Source organism: Streptomyces pseudovenezuelae (assembly GCF_001513955.1).
Classification (GTDB): Bacteria; Actinomycetota; Actinomycetes; order Streptomycetales; family Streptomycetaceae; genus Streptomyces; species Streptomyces pseudovenezuelae.
On record NZ_KQ948144.1, the window covers coordinates 917116 to 933211 of the forward strand.

Annotated in this window: 17 protein-coding genes, 1 tRNA gene and 1 pseudogene; 6 read left to right on the forward strand and 13 right to left on the reverse strand. The window is 72.9% G+C overall.

Annotation, left to right across the window (positions count from 1 at the left end; all coding sequences use genetic code 11):
* Position 1: 1 nt before the first annotated feature.
* On the forward strand, positions 2-2497 hold the full coding sequence (locus AQI94_RS03955) for a phosphoribosyltransferase (RefSeq protein ID WP_031058961.1): 2496 nt from the start codon (positions 2-4) through the stop codon (positions 2495-2497).
* Positions 2497-3321, forward strand: a complete 825-nt coding sequence (locus AQI94_RS03960; RefSeq protein WP_031058957.1) for an HAD family hydrolase — start codon at positions 2497-2499, stop codon at positions 3319-3321. The genes AQI94_RS03955 and AQI94_RS03960 overlap by 1 nt, the downstream gene beginning before the upstream one ends.
* On the opposite strand, the gene AQI94_RS03965 is transcribed toward AQI94_RS03960, so the two are convergent.
* Positions 3296-3922 carry a DedA family protein gene (locus tag AQI94_RS03965; RefSeq protein ID WP_031058955.1) on the reverse strand — a complete coding sequence of 209 codons (627 nt, stop codon included), beginning with the start codon at positions 3920-3922 and terminating at the stop codon, positions 3296-3298. The two genes, AQI94_RS03960 and AQI94_RS03965, sit on opposite strands and share 26 nt — an antisense overlap.
* 57 nt (positions 3923-3979) lie before the next feature.
* The gene (locus AQI94_RS03970; RefSeq protein WP_031058952.1) at positions 3980-4204 is read right to left on the reverse strand and encodes an FmdB family zinc ribbon protein; all 225 of its coding nucleotides are present in this window, start codon (positions 4202-4204) and stop codon (positions 3980-3982) included.
* Positions 4205-4333: 129 nt separating this feature from the next.
* Between AQI94_RS03970 and AQI94_RS45465 the strand changes: the two are divergent.
* Together AQI94_RS45465 and AQI94_RS03980 are read left to right on the forward strand one after the other, a co-directional pair.
* Positions 4334-4510: pseudogene (locus AQI94_RS45465) on the forward strand (alkaline phosphatase D family protein); the annotation flags it as partial.
* Between the two features lie 164 nt (positions 4511-4674).
* The gene (locus tag AQI94_RS03980; protein WP_031058946.1) at positions 4675-6039 is read left to right on the forward strand and encodes a carbohydrate-binding protein; all 1365 of its coding nucleotides are present in this window, start codon (positions 4675-4677) and stop codon (positions 6037-6039) included.
* Between the two features lie 59 nt (positions 6040-6098).
* Here the strand turns inward: AQI94_RS03980 and AQI94_RS03985 are convergent, their stop codons facing one another.
* The 7 genes from AQI94_RS03985 to AQI94_RS04015 all read right to left on the reverse strand — a co-directional run bounded on the left by AQI94_RS03985 (position 6099) and on the right by AQI94_RS04015 (position 12323).
* Positions 6099-7193 carry a serine hydrolase domain-containing protein gene (locus tag AQI94_RS03985; protein ID WP_031058943.1) on the reverse strand — a complete coding sequence of 365 codons (1095 nt, stop codon included), beginning with the start codon at positions 7191-7193 and terminating at the stop codon, positions 6099-6101.
* Positions 7190-8110: a DUF6895 family protein gene (locus AQI94_RS03990; protein WP_031058942.1), complete on the reverse strand. Its 921-nt coding sequence runs from the start codon at positions 8108-8110 to the stop codon at positions 7190-7192. The genes AQI94_RS03985 and AQI94_RS03990 overlap by 4 nt, the downstream gene beginning before the upstream one ends.
* Positions 8107-9048 carry a DUF6895 family protein gene (locus AQI94_RS03995; protein ID WP_037945287.1) on the reverse strand — a complete coding sequence of 314 codons (942 nt, stop codon included), beginning with the start codon at positions 9046-9048 and terminating at the stop codon, positions 8107-8109. Before AQI94_RS03995 ends, AQI94_RS03990 begins: the two co-directional genes overlap by 4 nt.
* The gene (locus AQI94_RS04000; protein ID WP_031058936.1) at positions 9045-9758 is read right to left on the reverse strand and encodes a hypothetical protein; all 714 of its coding nucleotides are present in this window, start codon (positions 9756-9758) and stop codon (positions 9045-9047) included. The genes AQI94_RS03995 and AQI94_RS04000 overlap by 4 nt, the downstream gene beginning before the upstream one ends.
* A 13-nt stretch (positions 9759-9771) precedes the next feature.
* A complete protein-coding gene (locus tag AQI94_RS04005; protein ID WP_031058933.1) occupies positions 9772-9960 on the reverse strand; it encodes a hypothetical protein in 189 nt (62 codons plus the stop codon).
* A gap of 135 nt (positions 9961-10095) precedes the next feature.
* Positions 10096-11472 (reverse strand): hypothetical protein, encoded by a 1377-nt coding sequence (locus tag AQI94_RS04010; RefSeq protein ID WP_031058929.1) that lies wholly within the window; start codon positions 11470-11472, stop codon positions 10096-10098.
* Positions 11473-11552: 80 nt separating this feature from the next.
* Positions 11553-12323 carry a DUF4097 family beta strand repeat-containing protein gene (locus tag AQI94_RS04015; RefSeq protein WP_031058927.1) on the reverse strand — a complete coding sequence of 257 codons (771 nt, stop codon included), beginning with the start codon at positions 12321-12323 and terminating at the stop codon, positions 11553-11555.
* A 212-nt stretch (positions 12324-12535) separates the two neighbouring features.
* Here AQI94_RS04015 and AQI94_RS04020 point away from each other — a divergent pair.
* Positions 12536-12607: transfer RNA gene (locus AQI94_RS04020), tRNA-Val, on the forward strand.
* A gap of 44 nt (positions 12608-12651) precedes the next feature.
* Here the strand turns inward: AQI94_RS04020 and AQI94_RS04025 are convergent.
* Positions 12652-12990: a hypothetical protein gene (locus tag AQI94_RS04025; protein ID WP_031058925.1), complete on the reverse strand. Its 339-nt coding sequence runs from the start codon at positions 12988-12990 to the stop codon at positions 12652-12654.
* 199 nt (positions 12991-13189) lie between these two features.
* Between AQI94_RS04025 and AQI94_RS04030 the strand changes: the two genes are divergently transcribed.
* Entirely contained in the window at positions 13190-13615 is a 426-nt protein-coding gene (locus AQI94_RS04030) for a DUF6003 family protein (RefSeq protein WP_031058923.1), read from the forward strand.
* Positions 13616-13634: 19 nt separating this feature from the next.
* Here the strand turns inward: AQI94_RS04030 and AQI94_RS04035 are convergent, their stop codons facing one another.
* From AQI94_RS04035 to AQI94_RS04045, 3 genes are all read right to left on the reverse strand, one after another.
* Positions 13635-14600, reverse strand: coding sequence for a YihY/virulence factor BrkB family protein (locus AQI94_RS04035; protein WP_031058920.1), 966 nt, complete (start codon positions 14598-14600; stop codon positions 13635-13637).
* A 61-nt stretch (positions 14601-14661) separates the two neighbouring features.
* A complete protein-coding gene (locus AQI94_RS04040; RefSeq protein WP_031058918.1) occupies positions 14662-15210 on the reverse strand; it encodes a YciI family protein in 549 nt (182 codons plus the stop codon).
* Positions 15211-15242: 32 nt separating this feature from the next.
* Positions 15243-15998 carry a hypothetical protein gene (locus AQI94_RS04045; protein ID WP_031058915.1) on the reverse strand — a complete coding sequence of 252 codons (756 nt, stop codon included), beginning with the start codon at positions 15996-15998 and terminating at the stop codon, positions 15243-15245.
* Between the last annotated feature and the right edge of the window lie 98 nt (positions 15999-16096).

Here is a 16096-nt window from a genome sequence, read left to right on the forward strand (position 1 = left end):
CATGAACAAGGCAGTGAACGACCCGGCACCGGGCGAGGTCTGGTCGGGGACGTGGGTCGCCGACCGGCTCGGCGTCGAACTCGTCGGCGACGACCGGCTGACCGACCTGCTGGGACTGGCGCTGCGCCGCAACCCCAAGCGGGCCCATCTGCTGGTCTCCAACGTGCTGGGCAAGCACGTCCCGCAGTCGCCCTCGGTCGTCCACGGCCACGGCCTCGCCCTGGGCCGCCGGGTGCGCGAGCTGCTGGGCGACGAGGAGGCGGCCCGCGCGGTCGTCCTCGGCTACGCGGAGACGGCGACGGGCCTGGGCCACTCCGTCGCCGACGGCGTCGCCCTCGCCCCCTACCTCCACTCCACCCGCCGCCCGGTCCCCGGCGTGGCCCCCGCGGGCGGCTTCGAGGAGTCCCACTCCCACGCCACGAGCCATCTGCTCCTCCCGGAGGACCCCGCGCTGCTGGCCGGCGACGGCCCCCTCGTCCTGGTCGACGACGAGTTCTCCACGGGCAACACGGTCCTGAACACGATCAGGGACCTGCACGAGCGGTATCCACGGGACCGGTACGTCGTGGTCGCGCTGGTGGACATGAGGTCGCCGGAGGACGCGGGGCGGCTGTCCGGGTTCGCCGCGGAGATCGGCGCGAGGGTGGACCTGGTGGCGGCGGCCTCCGGCACCGTGAAACTGCCCGAGGGGGTGTTGGAGAAGGGGCAGGACCTTGTGGCGAGGTTCGAGGAAGCCCCGTCAGGGGCGCGGGGCTGTGTTGAATCTGCGGCTACCGCCGCGCGGGCGCGACCGGCCCCCACGGACCCGCGCCCGGCAACCAGCCGCGTCGACCTCTCGTGGCCCCGGGACCTCCCCGACGGAGGCCGCCACGGATTCACTCCGCAACACCGAATACGCCTCGAATCCGCGCTCCCCGCGATGGCCGCCCGCCTGGCGGAAGCCCTCCCGACAGACGCGCACCGCGTACACGTCCTCGGGTTCGAAGAGCTGATGTACGCCCCCCTGCGTCTCGCCCGCGAGCTGGAGCAGGTCGCCGAAGGCGTCGAGGTGACCTTCTCCACCACGACCCGCTCCCCGGTGCTCGCCGTGGACGACCCGGGCTACGCGATCCGCACCCGCCTGAGCTTCCCGGCCCACGACAACCCGGTGGACGGGCCCGGCGACCGCTACGCGTACAACGTCGCCGGCGCCGGTTTCGACGCGGTCGTCGCCGTGATCGACTCCGCCGCCGACACCCCCGAACTGACCGCCCCCGACGGCCTCCTGGCCCGGCTCGCCGCGCACACCCGGCAGGTCGTCCTCGTCGTCGTCCCCAGTTACACCCCCGAAAGGCCCTCCATGCTCCCAGAGCCCCTCCGCGGCCCCGCCTTCTCCTCCTACGCACCGGAGGACGTCGGCTGGCTGCTCCAGGACCTCTCGGACGTCACGCTGGAGGCGCCGACCGAGGAGCGCGAGGAGGCCATCCAGAGCGGCGGCGCGCACTACGCGGAGTCGCTGCCGATGGAGTACCAGCCGAGCGACCAGTACCAGGAGCTGTTCCGGACCGCTCTTGAGGAGTCCTCGGCGCGGCTCGCCCAGGCCGTCGGCGCGGTCACGGAGATCGTGCTCCAGGAGCGCTCGCCCCGTCCCGTCCTCGTCTCGCTCGCCCGCGCCGGTACCCCTGTGGGCGTCCTGATGCGCCGCTGGGCCGGGTTCCGCCACGGTCTAGACCTGCCGCACTACGCCGTCTCGATCGTCCGCGGCCGCGGCATCGACGCCAACGCCCTGCGCTGGCTGGCCGACCACCACGACCCCGCCGACGTCGTCTTCGTCGACGGCTGGACCGGCAAGGGCGCGATCACCCGCGAACTGACCGAAGCGGTCAGGACGTTCGAGGCCGAGGGCGGCGCCGCCGGCTTCGACCCGGAGATCGCCGTGCTCGCCGACCCGGGCTCGTGCGTGCGGACGTACGGCACCCGTGAGGACTTCCTCATCCCCTCCGCCTGTCTCAACTCCACGGTGTCCGGCCTGATCTCGCGCACGGTTCTGCGCGCCGACCTGGTCGGCCCGGACGACTTCCACGGCGCGAAGTTCTACCGCGAACTCGCGGGCGCGGACGTGTCGGTGGACTTCCTGGACGCCGTCGCCGCCCGTTTCCCCGAGGTCGTCGACGCCGTCGACGCCACCGTGAAGGAACTGCTGGCCGGCGACCGCGAGCCCACCTGGGAGGGCTGGGCCGCCGTCGAACGCATCAGTGAGGAGTACGGCATCCACGACGTCAACCTCGTCAAGCCCGGCGTCGGTGAGACCACCCGGGTGCTGCTGCGCCGGGTGCCCTGGAAGATCCTCGCCAGGGCCGGCGCGGGCGCGGACCTGGACCACGTACGCCTGTTGGCCGGGCAGCGAGGTGTTCCGGTCGAAGAGGTCGCCGAACTCCCGTACACCTGCGTGGGGTTGATCCACCCCAAGTACACGCGGGGCGCGACGGGCGCCGACGGCCGGGCGGTGTCGGTCTGATGCCGGTCCAGGCTCCGGTGCTGGTCGCGAGCGACCTCGACCGTACGCTCATCTACTCCGCCGCCGCCCTCGCGCTGACCATGCCGGACGCGCGGGCGCCCCGGCTGCTCTGTGTCGAGGTGCACGAGAGCAGGCCGCTGTCGTACATGACGGAGACCGCGGCCGGACTGCTCTGCGAACTCGGGGACGAGGCGGTCTTCGTGCCGACGACCACCCGCACCCGCAAGCAGTACCAGCGCATCAACCTGCCCGGCCCGCCCCCCGGTTACGCGATCTGCGCGAACGGCGGCCATCTGCTGGTCGACGGCGTCACCGACCTCGACTGGCACGCGCGGGTCCTGGCCCGCCTCGCCGACGAGTGCGCCCCGCTGGACGAGATCACCGCGCATCTCCAGGAGACGGCCGACCCGCTGTGGGTGCGCAAGCACCGCGTCGCCGAGGACCTTTTCGCCTACCTCGTCGTCGAGCGCGAACTGCTGCCCGAGGAGTGGGTGAAGGAGCTCGCGGTGTGGGCCGAGAGCCGCGGCTGGACGGTCTCCCTCCAGGGCCGCAAGATCTACGCCGTCCCCAAGCCGCTCACCAAGAGCGCGGCCGTGCGCGAGGTGGCCCGCCGTACCGGGGCCGCCCTGACGCTGGCCGCGGGCGACTCCCTGCTCGACGCCGACCTGCTGCTCGCGGCCGACCGGGGCTGGCGGCCGGGGCACGGAGAGCTGGCGGACGAGAACTGGACCGCTCCGGCGATCAGCGCGCTGCCGGAGCGGGGAGTGCTGGCGGGGGAGCGGATCCTGCGGGAGCTGCTCAGGACGGCTCGGACGCCTCAGTAGACGAGGGCCGCCGCAGCAGTCGCACGGCGACGAACGCCACGACCGCGAGCGCGGCGGCCCCGAGGACCACCTTCGAGTACGCGGACACGACGTCGGTGACCTGGGCCCAGTTGGCGCCCAGGGCGTGGCCCGCGAGGACGAACGCCGTGTTCCACAGGGCGCTGCCGAGGGTGGTCAGGGCCAGGAACACGGGCAGCGGCATGCGTTCGACGCCGGCCGGGACCGAGACGAGGCTGCGGAAGACCGGGATCATCCGGCCGAAGAACACCGCCTTCGTGCCGTGCCGCAGGAACCAGGCCTCGGTCCGCTCGATGTCCGACACCTTGACGAGGGGCAGCCGGGCCGCGAGTGCCACCGTGCGGTCCCGGCCGAGGAGCGCGCCGACGCCGTAGAGCGCGAGGGCGCCGATCACCGAACCCGCCGTCGTCCACAGCAGCACGGCGACCAGGCTCATCCGGCCGGTGCTCGCCGCGAAGCCCGCGAGCGGCAGGATCGCCTCGCTCGGGATGGGCGGGAAGAGGTTCTCCAGGGCGATGGCGACCCCGGCCCCGGGCGCGCCCAGGGTGTCCATGAGGCCGTTGACCCAGTCGATGGCTGACATGGGCCCACGCTAGGGAAGCGGACCTGAAGGCAGCCTGAAGTCGCTTCGGTACGGCGGTCAGCCGCAGCAACCGCCGCCGCAGCACCCTCCGCCGCCGCCCGCCCGGGGTGCCGGGGCCGAGGCGGCGGCGGACGCGGAACCGCCCACCGCCACCGTCGACAGCAGCTTCACCGTGTCGTCGTGGCCGGCCGGGCAGTCGGCGGGGGCGGAGGACTCGGCCATGGGGCGGCTGAGTTCGAAGGTGTCGCCGCAGGTCCGGCAGCGGTATTCGTAGCGAGGCATGAGCACAGGTTAACCGGCGCTCCGACAGGCATGTCCGAAATCTGATCATTGTCTGGTTGGCATGCGGGGGTTCTCTGCCGGCGATCAACCGCGGGAGGAGCCCCCTCGGCTTCGCGACACCACCCCGAACTGCGCGCCGCCGCACGGCACTTGGGCCGACGGCGGTTCCTCACGGTCACCGCGGCGGCCGCCGCTCTGGCCTTCGGGACCAGCCTGCCGGCCCGGGGTGCGGCCGGCTCCCGCGAACTCGACGCGGCCAGGATCGGCAGTGACCCGTTCACGCTCGGCGTCGCCGCCGGGGACCCCTCCGGTACCCGGCGGTCAGGCTCCCCGGCATCCCGTGCTCGGCCGGGCGGCCCCTTCTTGTCGTCCGTTGCGCGGAACGAGCGGGAAACGGACATCATCTGATCCTTTTTCGGCGAAACCTAGGGATTCGAGACCTTTCGTACCCCCACCCGAGGAGACGCCTGATGGCCCACAGACACGTTTCAGCCGGCTGTGCCGCGTTGACGGTACTCGGCGCACTCGTGCTCACGGGGCTGCCCGCGGCCGCGGCCGTCGAGCCCCCCGCGCCGACGCCGGCACCGTCCGCCGCCGAGACGCTGGGCGCGAACAGCCCCTCGCCCGTGGTCCTGCGGGCCATGGAGCGCGATCTGCGCCTGACCGAGGCCCAGGCCAGGACCCGCCTGGTGAACGAGGCCGAGGCGGGCACGCGCGCCGGCCGGCTCCAGAACGCGCTGGGCAAGCGTTTCGCGGGAGCGTGGGTGAGCGGCGCCACCTCCGCCGACCTCACGGTCGCGAGCACCGATGTCGCGGACAGCCCGGCCATCGAGGCCGGCGGCGCGCGGGCGGTGGTCGTCGACACCCCGCTGGCGGACCTGAAGGCCGTCAAGACCAAGCTGGACCGTGCCGTCATGGGCAAGGGCCTGGAGACGCCGGTCCGGTACATCGACGTACGGACCAACCGGGTGACGCTGCAGGCGACGAGCCGCGCGGCCGCGGACACGCTCGTCGAGGCCGCCGGCGTCGACAGCGCGCTCGTGGACGTCAAGGTGTCGGCCGACCAGCCGCGAGCCCTCTACGACATCCGGGGCGGTGACGCCTTCTACATCGACGACACGGCCCGCTGCTCCGTGGGATTCGGCGTCACCAAGGGCGACCAGCAGGGCTTCGCCACGGCCGGCCACTGCGGGAAGGCGGGGGCCAGGACCGCCGGGTACAACCAGGTCGCCCAGGGCACCTTCCAGGCCTCCGTCTTCCCCGGGCACGACATGGCGTGGGTGGGCGTCAACAGTGACTGGACCGCGACGCCCGCCGTCAAGGGCGAGGGCGGCCAGGACGTGCAGACCGCCGGGTCGGTGCAGGCCCTGGCGGGTGCCGCGGTGTGCCGGTCAGGCTCCACCACCGGCTGGCACTGCGGCACGATCGAGCAGCATGACACCAGCGTCAACTACGCCGAGGGCACCGTCGACGGAGTGACCCGTACGACGGTGTGCGCGGAGCCGGGTGACTCCGGCGGTTCGTACATCTCGGGAGTCCAGGCCCAGGGCGTCACCTCCGGGGGCTCAGGCGACTGCACGCGCGGCGGCACGACCTTCTACCAGCCGATCAACCCGCTGCTCAGCACCTACGGCCTCACGTTGCGGACCAGCACGAGCGAGAGCGGCACCTCCACCCCCGAGGACGGCCAGGAGGGCGCCTGGGCCGCGGGCCGGGTGTACGAGGTCGGGGCACGGGTGACCGTCGACGGAGTCTCCTACGAGTGCCTGCAGCCCCATCAGGCGCAGGCCGGTTGGCAGCCCGCCCTCGCTCCGGGTCTGTGGCAGCGCGTCTGAGGACACCGTGACGACGTGACGGGGGCGGGGTCCGCGGATCCCGCCCCCGCGCCGTCCCGCTACAGCTCGGCCAGCAGGGCGTACGCGGTCGGCACGAAGGCGTCGCCGACCCGGAAGCGGCGGGTGCACAGGGCGGCCAGGGCCGTGCCGGTGTCGGGCCGGAAACCCAGGAAGGCCTGCTGGCCGAGGGTCGCGCCGCCGTGGAAGTACATCGGGCCGCCCTCCGCGGGGTGCCGGAACCAGGCCACCGTGTGCACCTGCCGGTGTCCTAGGCCGCGCCGGAGCACCGGGCGGCGGACCGCGCGCAGCGCGCCGGTCAGGGGCCGGTCCGACGGATCCAGGTGCGCCTCCAGGAAGGTGAGCAGGTCGTGCGGGGCGGCCCGGACGGCGCCGGCCGCCTGGAAGCCGCCGACGGCCAGCGGGGGTAGGGGTGTCGTGCCGTCCCTGCGGTGCCCGGTGGCGTCGGTGTCCGGGCCGCCGGGGACGAGGGTGGCCTCGCTCAGCCCGAGCGGGCCCAGCACCTGACCGGTCAGCAGCTCCTCCCACGGCGTGCCGGTCGCCGCCGCCAGGGCGTGACCGAGGACGGCGACACCGAAGTTGGAGTAGTGCCAGCGGGTGCCCGGCCGGCGGTGCTGCCGGTGGCGCAGGAAGGCGTCGACCACGCGCTCGGCGGGATAGCGGGCGTAGGGGTTGGTGCGCCACGCCGGCAGCGCCCGGACGAAGAAGTCGGCGGGCAGGGCGGGCAGGCCGGAGGTGTGGGTGATCAGGTGGGCCAGGGTGACCGGCTGCTCGTCCGGCCGCCGAGCGGGATCCAGCAGGGCGGCGGCGGGCTCGCCCCCGGACAGCAGGCCCGTGTGGGTGAGCTGGGCCAGCAGCAGCCCGGTGAACGTCTTGGAGGCCGAGCCCAGTTCGTAGCGCAACCGCTCGCGGGGCACGGGCGGCGGCGGTGCGGTGCCTCCGGTGCGCACGGTGCGGCGACCGTGCCGGGAGAGGGCGAACACGACGTCGGGCGCGTCCACGGCGTCGACGGCCGCGTCGAGTCGTCGCCGTACGACCTCGTCGGCCGCGGCCGGTCCCCGCTGCGGGACGTCGGGCGGGAGGACGTCGGTGAGGTCGGGCGGACCGCCCGGCCAGGGGTGCGCGCCGACTGTCATGACGGGGTGTGCGCCAGCCGCGTCAGGGCGCGGGACGTGGCCAGGACGGAGGCGAAGGCGGCGACCAGCGTCGGGTGGTAGACGATGTCGAAGACCTCGTCGGGTTCGCCCTGCGGCATCGTGCGCACGGCGGGCATCGTGCCGTCCGGCTGCTGGGCGGCGGCGAAACCCTCCCAGGCCCGCTCGTCGAACGTGGGGTGCGGCAGACAGGCGTCGACGACGAGCAACTCTCCGAGCAGGTCCCAGCGTTGCAGATCGAGCCAGTCGTCCAGCCAGACCGGAAGCCAGGTCGCGAGGTAGTCGGCCACCCCGGCCGGCAGACCTTCGGGGTTCTCTCCCCAGTCGGTGAGATGGAAGACGGTGTGCGTGATGTCGTAGGCGATGTGCCCCTCCACCGTCCAGGGTTCGGGTGCGCGGCCGAGCCAGGTAGCGCCGACGAGGTCGGCTTCCGGCGGCCGGGGCGGCAGGCCGAAGCGGCGCTGGAAGGCGGACAGACCGAGGCGGCGGACCGGCGACATCTCCAGGGCCGCGAAGCTGTCCAGCCGCTGGTTGAGCCGGAAGGCCCGCTCGGCCTCGGGGCTGCTGTAGCCCAGCTCCCGGAACGGCAGGTACACCTCGAAGGGGATGGGCGAGAGGGGCTCGGTGCGCTGGCCGCGCACCAGCATCCTGCCGCCGTCCAGCGTGTGGCACCAGGCATGGTCGATCAACTGCCGCGCCAGCGCGGACTGTCGGGACCCGGCCACGCCTTCGCGGAACAACACCTTGCAGATGAGGGCCAGTTCGCCGACCGGTTTGAAGCGTTCGAGGAAGCCGACCTCCGGGTCGACGTCCAACTCCAGCCGGAATCCGTCGCGGTGGGCGTGCAGCCACTCCAGGGCGCCGACCCCGACCTGGTGGATGAGGCGCGTGTCGTTCATCCCGGCACTCCCTGTCGGTCGCTCACCGGTTCCGCCTCGCGCAGCCGGTCGGCGGTCAGCACGGCGGCGAAGGCCGTCATCAGCGTCGAGTGGTAGCAGTCGACGAAGGCGGGCGCTGTGGCACGGCTGCCTCGTCCGCCGACCTCCGGGACGAAGCCGGAGTCGTCCTGGGCCGTCGCGAGTCTCGCCCACGCCTCCTGGAACAGGGCGCGCTCCGGCGGTCCGGGCAGGCTGCTCGCCACAGCCAGCAGTTCGCAGCTCAGGTCCCACTGCTCGTCCTCCAGGCAGGTGTCGAGCCAGGGCGGCAGCCAGTGCCGGAGGTAGGCCGCGACCGGCGGGGGCACGGCCCGCGGGTTCAGGCCCCAGTCGGTGAGATGGAAGATCACATGGGTCAGCGTGTAGCCGGCGGCCAGCTCGAACGTCCAGGGCTCCGGCAGTCCGGCGAGCCAGGTGCGGTCCAGCGCCCGCGCCATGTCCCCGTGTTCCGGGATGCCGCTGCGGCGCTCGGAGTTGAGCACGCTCATACGCCGGTTCGGCTCCTGCTCCGTCATCTGCCAGCCGCGGGTGCGGGCCATCGTGGCGGTGGCACGCTCGTAGCCCTCGTGGCGCAGGCCCGCCGAGGCGAAGGCCGCGTACACCTCCAGCGGATACGTCGCGAAGGGTTCGAGGCGCTGCAACTCCAGGAACAGGGCGCCCCGCCCGGTCTGGTGCCAGGCGAAGGACAGCAGGTCGCAGGCCATCACGTGGAGCGGGGTGGCCGGATCGGTGTGCCGGCGTACGCAGACGCACACCTGGGCCAGCTCCCCGAGGGGCTTCCAGGTGGTGTTCACGTTGCCGTGCTCGGCGAGCGCGTCGTCCCCGAGCGCGAATCCGTCGCGGTGGTCGCACACCCAGGTCAGCGCGGCCTCGCCCAGGTCCCGGATCTCGTGCGCCGTCACACCAGCACTCCGGTCCGCAGCAGTTGAGCGGCCTCGACCTGGAGCGCCACCCGGGCGTCCTCGCCGCCCATCTGCGCCACGAACTCCAGCCCGGTGTCCAGGCCCAGGGTCCGCGGCACCTCGTCGAGGAGGACCAGCCAGCGTCCCGCTCCGGCCGCCTGGAGCCAGTCGCGGCGGCGGACCGCCCGGACGAATCCCCGGGCGACGTCGACCGGACGGCGGCGCGCCGCCCGGGCCACCGCGCAGTCCTCGCCGGGCAGCGCGAGCGCGGCGAGCACGGCGAGTTGATGGGTCAGCAGCTGCCAGGGCGCGTCGTCGAGCCAGGCCGCCCCGGGTTCGGGGCCGGCGCCGGACGCGCCGTCGAGGGAGGCGTCCAGCCGCAGGAGTGCCCGCCTCATGGCCCAGTGGCTCCACATCGAGGTGGGGGACGCGTCGGCGGGCGGCGGATAGGCGTGCACGGCCTTGCTGAGGACGGTGAGGTCGTCGGGGTCGGGGGGCGGGCTGCGCAGCAGGACGCTCGGCAGGACGGCATCGGCTCCCACCACCCGTACGGCGGCGAGGGACGGGTCGGCGGCCGTCTCGGGGCCGTGCCCCTCGGCGACCGTGCCGGCGAGCCGGAAGCGGTCTCCGCTCCGAAGAGCGGAGACCAGTTCCGACGTGAGGCCCTGCACCGCGCCCGCGAGGCGGGTCGAAGTGCCTGACTGCTCCATTCGGATTCTCCCGTCAGCCCTTCTTCGGCCGTGGCGTCGGAGGCGACAGCAGGAGGTTGCTCGTCGAGGACGTCAGAGCAAGCGCCGCGCACTGGCGGCTGTCGCGGTAGTACCCGTCGGCCTCGACGGGGTCGAGAGCCGCTTCGACGTCGGTGCCGGGAACCTCGGTGAGGTCCTCGAGCTGGAATTCGGTGGAGGACATACCAGCATCTCCTTTTTGAGAGATATGTAGGTCTCAGTCCATGTCACCGCATTGGGGCGATCTATGCAAAAAAGGTCGATTTGTCTAGTTCGTGCGAGCTTCAACTGCCTGCCCGCGAGTAGTTGACGAGCCGTTCTAGTGCGCGCCCCCGCGCTCCTCACGGATCTGCGCGACCACCCGGGCCACCGTCTGCCGTACCGCTTCCGTCTCGGTGAGGAAGTGCCAGTAGTCGGGGTGGCGGCCCTCCAGGCCGGCGATCGCCCGGTCAAGGCGGGCCACCGAGTCGTCCAGGGGGCGCGCGTGCCGGGGGTCGGGGGTGGTGCGGCCGGTCATGGCCAGGCGCTGCGCGTCGCGGATGGCGAAACGGGTGCGGTCGATCTCCTGCTGGGGGTCCTTCTGCACGGCGTTCAGCCGGTGCAGCCGGTCCCCGGCGGCGGACACGGACTCGTCGGTGGTGTTGAGCAGGGCGCGGACCGTGGACAGCAGCGAGGTCGCGTCCGGCCAGCGCTGTTCGTCGCGCGCGACGCGGGCCTCGCGGAGCTTTCGCTCGGCCTGCCGGACGTTCTCCGCGGCCTGGTCGGGGACGTGCTGGAGGTCCTGCCAGCAGGCTGCGGTGAAGCGGCGGCGCAGTTCGCTGAGGACCGGTTCGACCTGGCCCGTGCGGGTGGTGAGAGCCTCGGCGCGGGTGCGCAGGGAGACCAGCCGGTGGTCGATCTCGGCGGCCCGCTCGGGCAGCCGCTCGGCCTCGACCCGGATCGACTCGGCCTCCCGGGCGACCCGTTCGGCGCGCTTCAGGGTCTGCGGTACGCCGTGCTGTCCGGCGCCCTGGTTGAGCTTGGTCAGTTCGGGTCCGAGGGCGGCGAGCCGGGCGGCGAGGGCGTCCGCCTTCAGCCCCGACTCCCGTACCGCGTCCAGGGCGTTGGAGGCGGCCAGCAGCCCCTGCCGGGCCCGCTCCACCGCCGGGGCGAGCCGGGCCAGCTGGGTCTCGGCCTTGCCGAGCAGCGGGCCGAGGCTGTCGCCGAAGCGGTCCAGCTCCTTCTTGACGTTGCCGAGGTCGTCCTTGGCCCGGGTGAGCTCGGTGCGCGCGTGCGCGGCGACCGAGGCCTCCAGGTCGTCGCGGTCGAGGTCATGGGCGTCGACGGCCTCGATGTAGTGGCTGCTGGCCTCGTCGATGCGCCCGCTGATCGCCTGGAAGTCGGCGACCGCCCGCCGGGCGGCGGGGGAGTCGTCGACGGCCGTGATGGTCTCTATCGAGATCCGCAGATCCCGCTGGGCGGTGTCCAGTTCGTAGAAGGCGGCCGCGGCGGCGTCCTTCGCGGCCTGCGCCTCGGCCCGCTGGCTCTCCGCGCGCCCGCCGAACCAGCGCCGGGTGCCGCCGCCGGCGAACGAGGTCGGCAGCGCGAGGGCGGCGAGCAGGGGCAGCCCGACGAGCGTGAGGGTGTCCCTGAGCGCCTGGCGGTGTGCGCGCGGCACCGACGACGACGAGTACGACTGCGGTGGTGTCGCCGTCACATCCCTCTCCCGTGCTGTGGTCCGTCCTGGCGGGGCCCGGTGTCATTCTCCCACCGGTAAGGGACGAACACACGGGCCGGTCAGTTCGTGGTTCGCACGGTGACTTTGCCGTCTCCGCTCTGGGCGGACACCACGTGGTCGCTGGACTCGGACCGGGGCACGGACACGTCGACCCCTCCGTCGCCGGTCTTCGTGTCGACGCGGTAGGTGCCCTTCGGCAGTTCGACGGTCACGGAGCCGTCGCCGCTGCGGGTCTCCACCCGGTCCGGTACGGCGCCCAGTTCGAGGTGGAGCGAGCCGTCCCCGGTGCGGGCGGTGACCCGGCGGGAGGTGACCTGGGCGCGCAGCGATCCGTCGCCGGAGCGCAGCTCCAGCGGCCCGCTGGAGTCGGTGACGCGCACGGACCCGTCCCCGGTGCTGATGCTCAGCGGCCGGGTGAAGCCCCGGGCCCGCACGCTGCCGTCGCCGTCCTCGACCTTCACGCTGATGTCCCGGGGTACCTCGATGCGGTGCTTGGCCGCGCAGTCGGCCACGACGCCGCTGCACTTCATCCGCAGCACCAGCCGGTCGCCCTTCATCGACCAGGTCACCTCGGGGTCCTTGCCGACGGCGACGGTTCCCTGGAACCAGCGGGTGACCTCGACCGTCCCCGACTTGTTCGAATCGGCGGCGACGATCTCCAGCGCCGAGTCGTCGGAGTCGACGGTCAGGGTGCGGCCCTGGAGGGCGAAGGACTTGTGGTCGGGGGTCTTGTCGTCCCCGGCGGAGGCACCGCAGGCGGTGGCCCCCGCGACGACGAGCGCGAGGACCCCGGCCGCGGTGGCGGCACGTGCGGGAACGGAACGGACCATGACGATCTCCCCCTGATCTAGCCCTGGGCGGGCGGTTCGCGGGCAGTCCGCGAGCCTGCTTCGACCCTAGGGACCGGGGCTTTCGAGGGGGATCCGGGCCGCTCCCGGATCCGGGGTGGGGTTTTCCCCCGTATCGACCCTGACTTCCCTGAGCCCTCGATCAAGGGTTTGCAGGGCAGGGCTCCGGGCAAGGTAGGCTGTCGACTCGTCTCGGGTGCGTAGCTCAGGGGTAGAGCGCCTGCCTTACAAGCAGGATGTCGGCGGTTCGAAACCGTCCGCGCCCACATCACGAAGGACCCCGGCCGACTCGGCCGGGGTCCTTCGTCGTTCAGCCCGCTTCCCGTGTGCGGGACGCGTGCTTCAGCCCGGACCGGGCGTCGACGCGGTCCGGGGTCTCCACGTCCGTCCAGAAGCGGTGGGTGGTGACGAAGACCGCGAGTTCGTGTTCGCGCTGCCGGAGCTTCTCCACCTCGGCCTGTTCGTCGGGGGTCCAGCCGGGGGAGGCGGGGCGCTCCACCTTCCGCCAGCCGTTGTCGTCGCTGAAGCCGTCCAGCGGCGCGACCGACCAGGGAAGCCGCTTGAGCAGGGCCGACAGCTCGGCCCGGACCTGATGCAGCTCCTCCTGACCGGCGAGGAGGTCACTCGGAAAGTCATAGGTCTTTGCCACGCGACAATGCTACGCCTGTTCGATTTTGGGTGGCGAGTGGCTTCAGGAGGTTCACGCGAACGGGGGGACGGCCGAAGAAGGTGAGGGGTGACAGAGGCAGTGTTCTCACCCGTTCCGGGTCACTTCGCGGAGCCGAACATCAGGCGGGCGAGGCGGGGTAAGGGGAGGTCGATCAGCAGCTGGTGAGAAGGAGCCGAGGATGACCGACGACGCCTACCTGTTCCTGCTCGACGACGCGTCCGCGCGGCTCGGCGTACCCCCCGCTGCCGTCGGCGAGCTCGCGTGCATGGAGACTCCGGCGGTCCGCGCGTGGCTGGGTGCCCAGGGGACCACGGCGACCTCCCCGCACCTGCGTCTGCTGCCGCCGGAGGAGACCGCCGCCGTGCCCGAGGGGGCCGAACGGCTGCCCGTGCCGCTGAGCGACGAGGAGCTGAGCCGGGTCCGCCACCACCTGGCACCGGAGTCCCTCGCCGGGGTCGAGGAGGAGCTGCTCGCCTACCGTGACTGCGCGGACGGCCGGGACGGCCTGATCGGACGCGCCCTGGCCGCCGGCGTGCCACCGCACCGCGTCGTCGAACTGACCGGCGTGGACCCCGCGACGGTCACCGCCGCCGCACAGGGCTGACCGCCGGCGCGCCCCGGCCTCACACACCCGGGCCGGGGTCCGGGTGCACGGCCGACTCGATGCCGGCGCGGGCCGCCTCCAGCTGGGCGGCGAACGCGATGCCGAGGAACAGTGCCACGGCGGTGAGGTTCGCCCACAGCAGCAGGGCGATGAAGGCCGTGAGCGGCCCGTACACGGCGCCGAAGGCACCGCTCTCCTCGACGTACAGCGCGAGCAGCCAGGTGGCCGACACCCACAGCAGCAGATGCACGGCCGAGCCGAAGGCCAGCCAGGTGTAACCGGGCTGCACACGGCGCGGCGACCAGCGGAAGATCACGGCGGAGGCCACCCAGGCCAGCGCGAGCCCCACAGGCAGGTCCAGCACGCCCCACCAGCGCGGTCCCCCGCCCTCCCGGCCCGCGGACTCGGCCACCGCGTCGCCCACGGCCTCGCCGGCGACCAGCACGACGAACCCCAGCACCAGGGGCAGACCGGCGGCGAGCGCGAGCACGATCCCGCGCGCGTACTTGCGCGGGAAGGGACGGTCGCGCTCGATGCCGTAGATGCGGTTCGCGCCGCGTTCGATCTGCCCCATGGCCGAGGCGAGGTTCAGCAGGGCGAAGCCCAGACCGAGCCACAGGGCGAGCGTGCTCCAGACGCTGCCGTGCGCGGTGCGCCGGGTGCCGTCGAAGGCGTCCTTCACGATGTCGGCGCTCGCGCCCGGCACGATCCGGCCGAGCGTGAGCTCGATGATCCGGCCCACGCCCTCGGTGTGCACCGAGGTCGCGAGTCCCACCAGCGCCACGGTGCACGGCACGAGTCCGAGGACCACCTGGAAGGCGAGGGCCCGCGCGTTGGTGAAGCCGTCGGCGTAACGGAACCGCGCGAAGGAGTCGGCGAGCAGCCGCAGTCCGCCGTAGTGGCGCAGGGCGGTGAACGCCTCGTCTCCGGAGAGCTCGTCCCCGATCATGTCCCGGGTCTGCGGGACGCTGACGGCGGTACCCATGGCGTGGACGCTCCTTGCTCAGGCGGCTGGTCCCTGTGCGGTTGCCCCGAGAACCGGGTTGTCAGCGCCGTCCGCCGAACTCCCACGCGTGGACCTCCACGTCCGCGTACCGCCCCGCGGTCAGCACGGCCCGGGCCCGGTCCGGGTCCGGGGCACGCACCAGGGCCGCCGTCCCCAGCCAGGCGGTGGCGTCGTCCGAGAGCAGGGGGCCGTACGCGATCAGGTCGTCCTTGTCCGGCGGTACGGACAGATCGACGGCCTCCCCCGTGCCGAGACCGAGCACCAGGTACCGGTCGCCGCCGGTCCGCCCGCCGGGGAAGTCCCACATGGTGCGGCTCAGCAGGTTGCGCCAGCGGCGCAGCAGCACGTCCCGGTACGCGCCGGCCTGGTAGTTGGGCTCGTCGAACGCGAACGCGCGGGCCGCGGCGGGGTCGGGCAGATCGACGATGTGCACACTGCCGGTCGGTGTCTCCCCGTCGTCGGCGAACGTCGGCCCACGGGCGATCAGTTCGTCCGCGAACCCGTCCATGTAGGACCAGTGCGCCTCCGTCAACTCCTCACGCAGCGGCAGGGAGCCGGGCCGGTCACGGTGGTAACAGAAGAATTCCATGCCCCGGAGCCTTGTCCACCGACGCCGCCGTCTCAACAACTTTTGCCCGGTGCCGTGTTCACCAGCTCGTCGAGCATCGGGGCGAGGCGGAGGGCCAGTTCGGGGCGGGAGCGGTGGAGCTCGGCGGTGACCACGCCGATGGTGGCGTCCAGAGCGCGCCGGAGTTCCGTGGCGGTGAGCGAGCGGACGAGCGTCGGCTCCAGTGCCGTCGAGAGGTCGCCGGGCAGGAGATGGGCGCCCTTCGCGTACGCGGCCGGGTGGCCGAGCCGCAGACAGGCCAGGGTGATCACGTGGTCGCGCAGGGCGCTGATCCAGTGCTCTGCCTGCCACCAGCGGGCGCGCTCCAGGCACACGCGTGCGTGGAGGGCGTGATGCCACAGGAGGCCGACCAGGGTGTCGCCGTCCGGGGCGGGGAAGGGTTCGAGGGGGCGCGGCCGGCCGAAGACCGTCCGCCATCGCGGGCCCCGCGGGCCGAACTCGGCCTCCGGGGCGAACGTCAGGTCGATCTCCAGCCAGTCCGGCAGAAGGAACACGCGGACGACGGCCGCGCCGACGCGCAGGTCCCAGTGGTGCCGCGCGCCGAGATCGTCGTAGAGCCGGCCGGTCCACCGCTCCAGCGTCTGCGGGAGATCGCCGCGCACGGCCAGGACCAGGTCGGTGTCCGACCAGCGGTCGCCCTCACCGGCGGCGAGCGAGCCGGTGAAGGCGGCGCCCACGACGTGGTCGTCGGCTTCGGCGCGGGCGAGCAACCGCTCCCGCAGACGGTCCCGTTCCTCGATCGTGAACATCGGCCCCGCTTTCGTCCAAGCGTCATCGGTGCTTTGTCCATGGACCGGACCGTGGCCGGGAGGCGAGGGTCGGTTCATGGACGCGGATCTTGAGGATT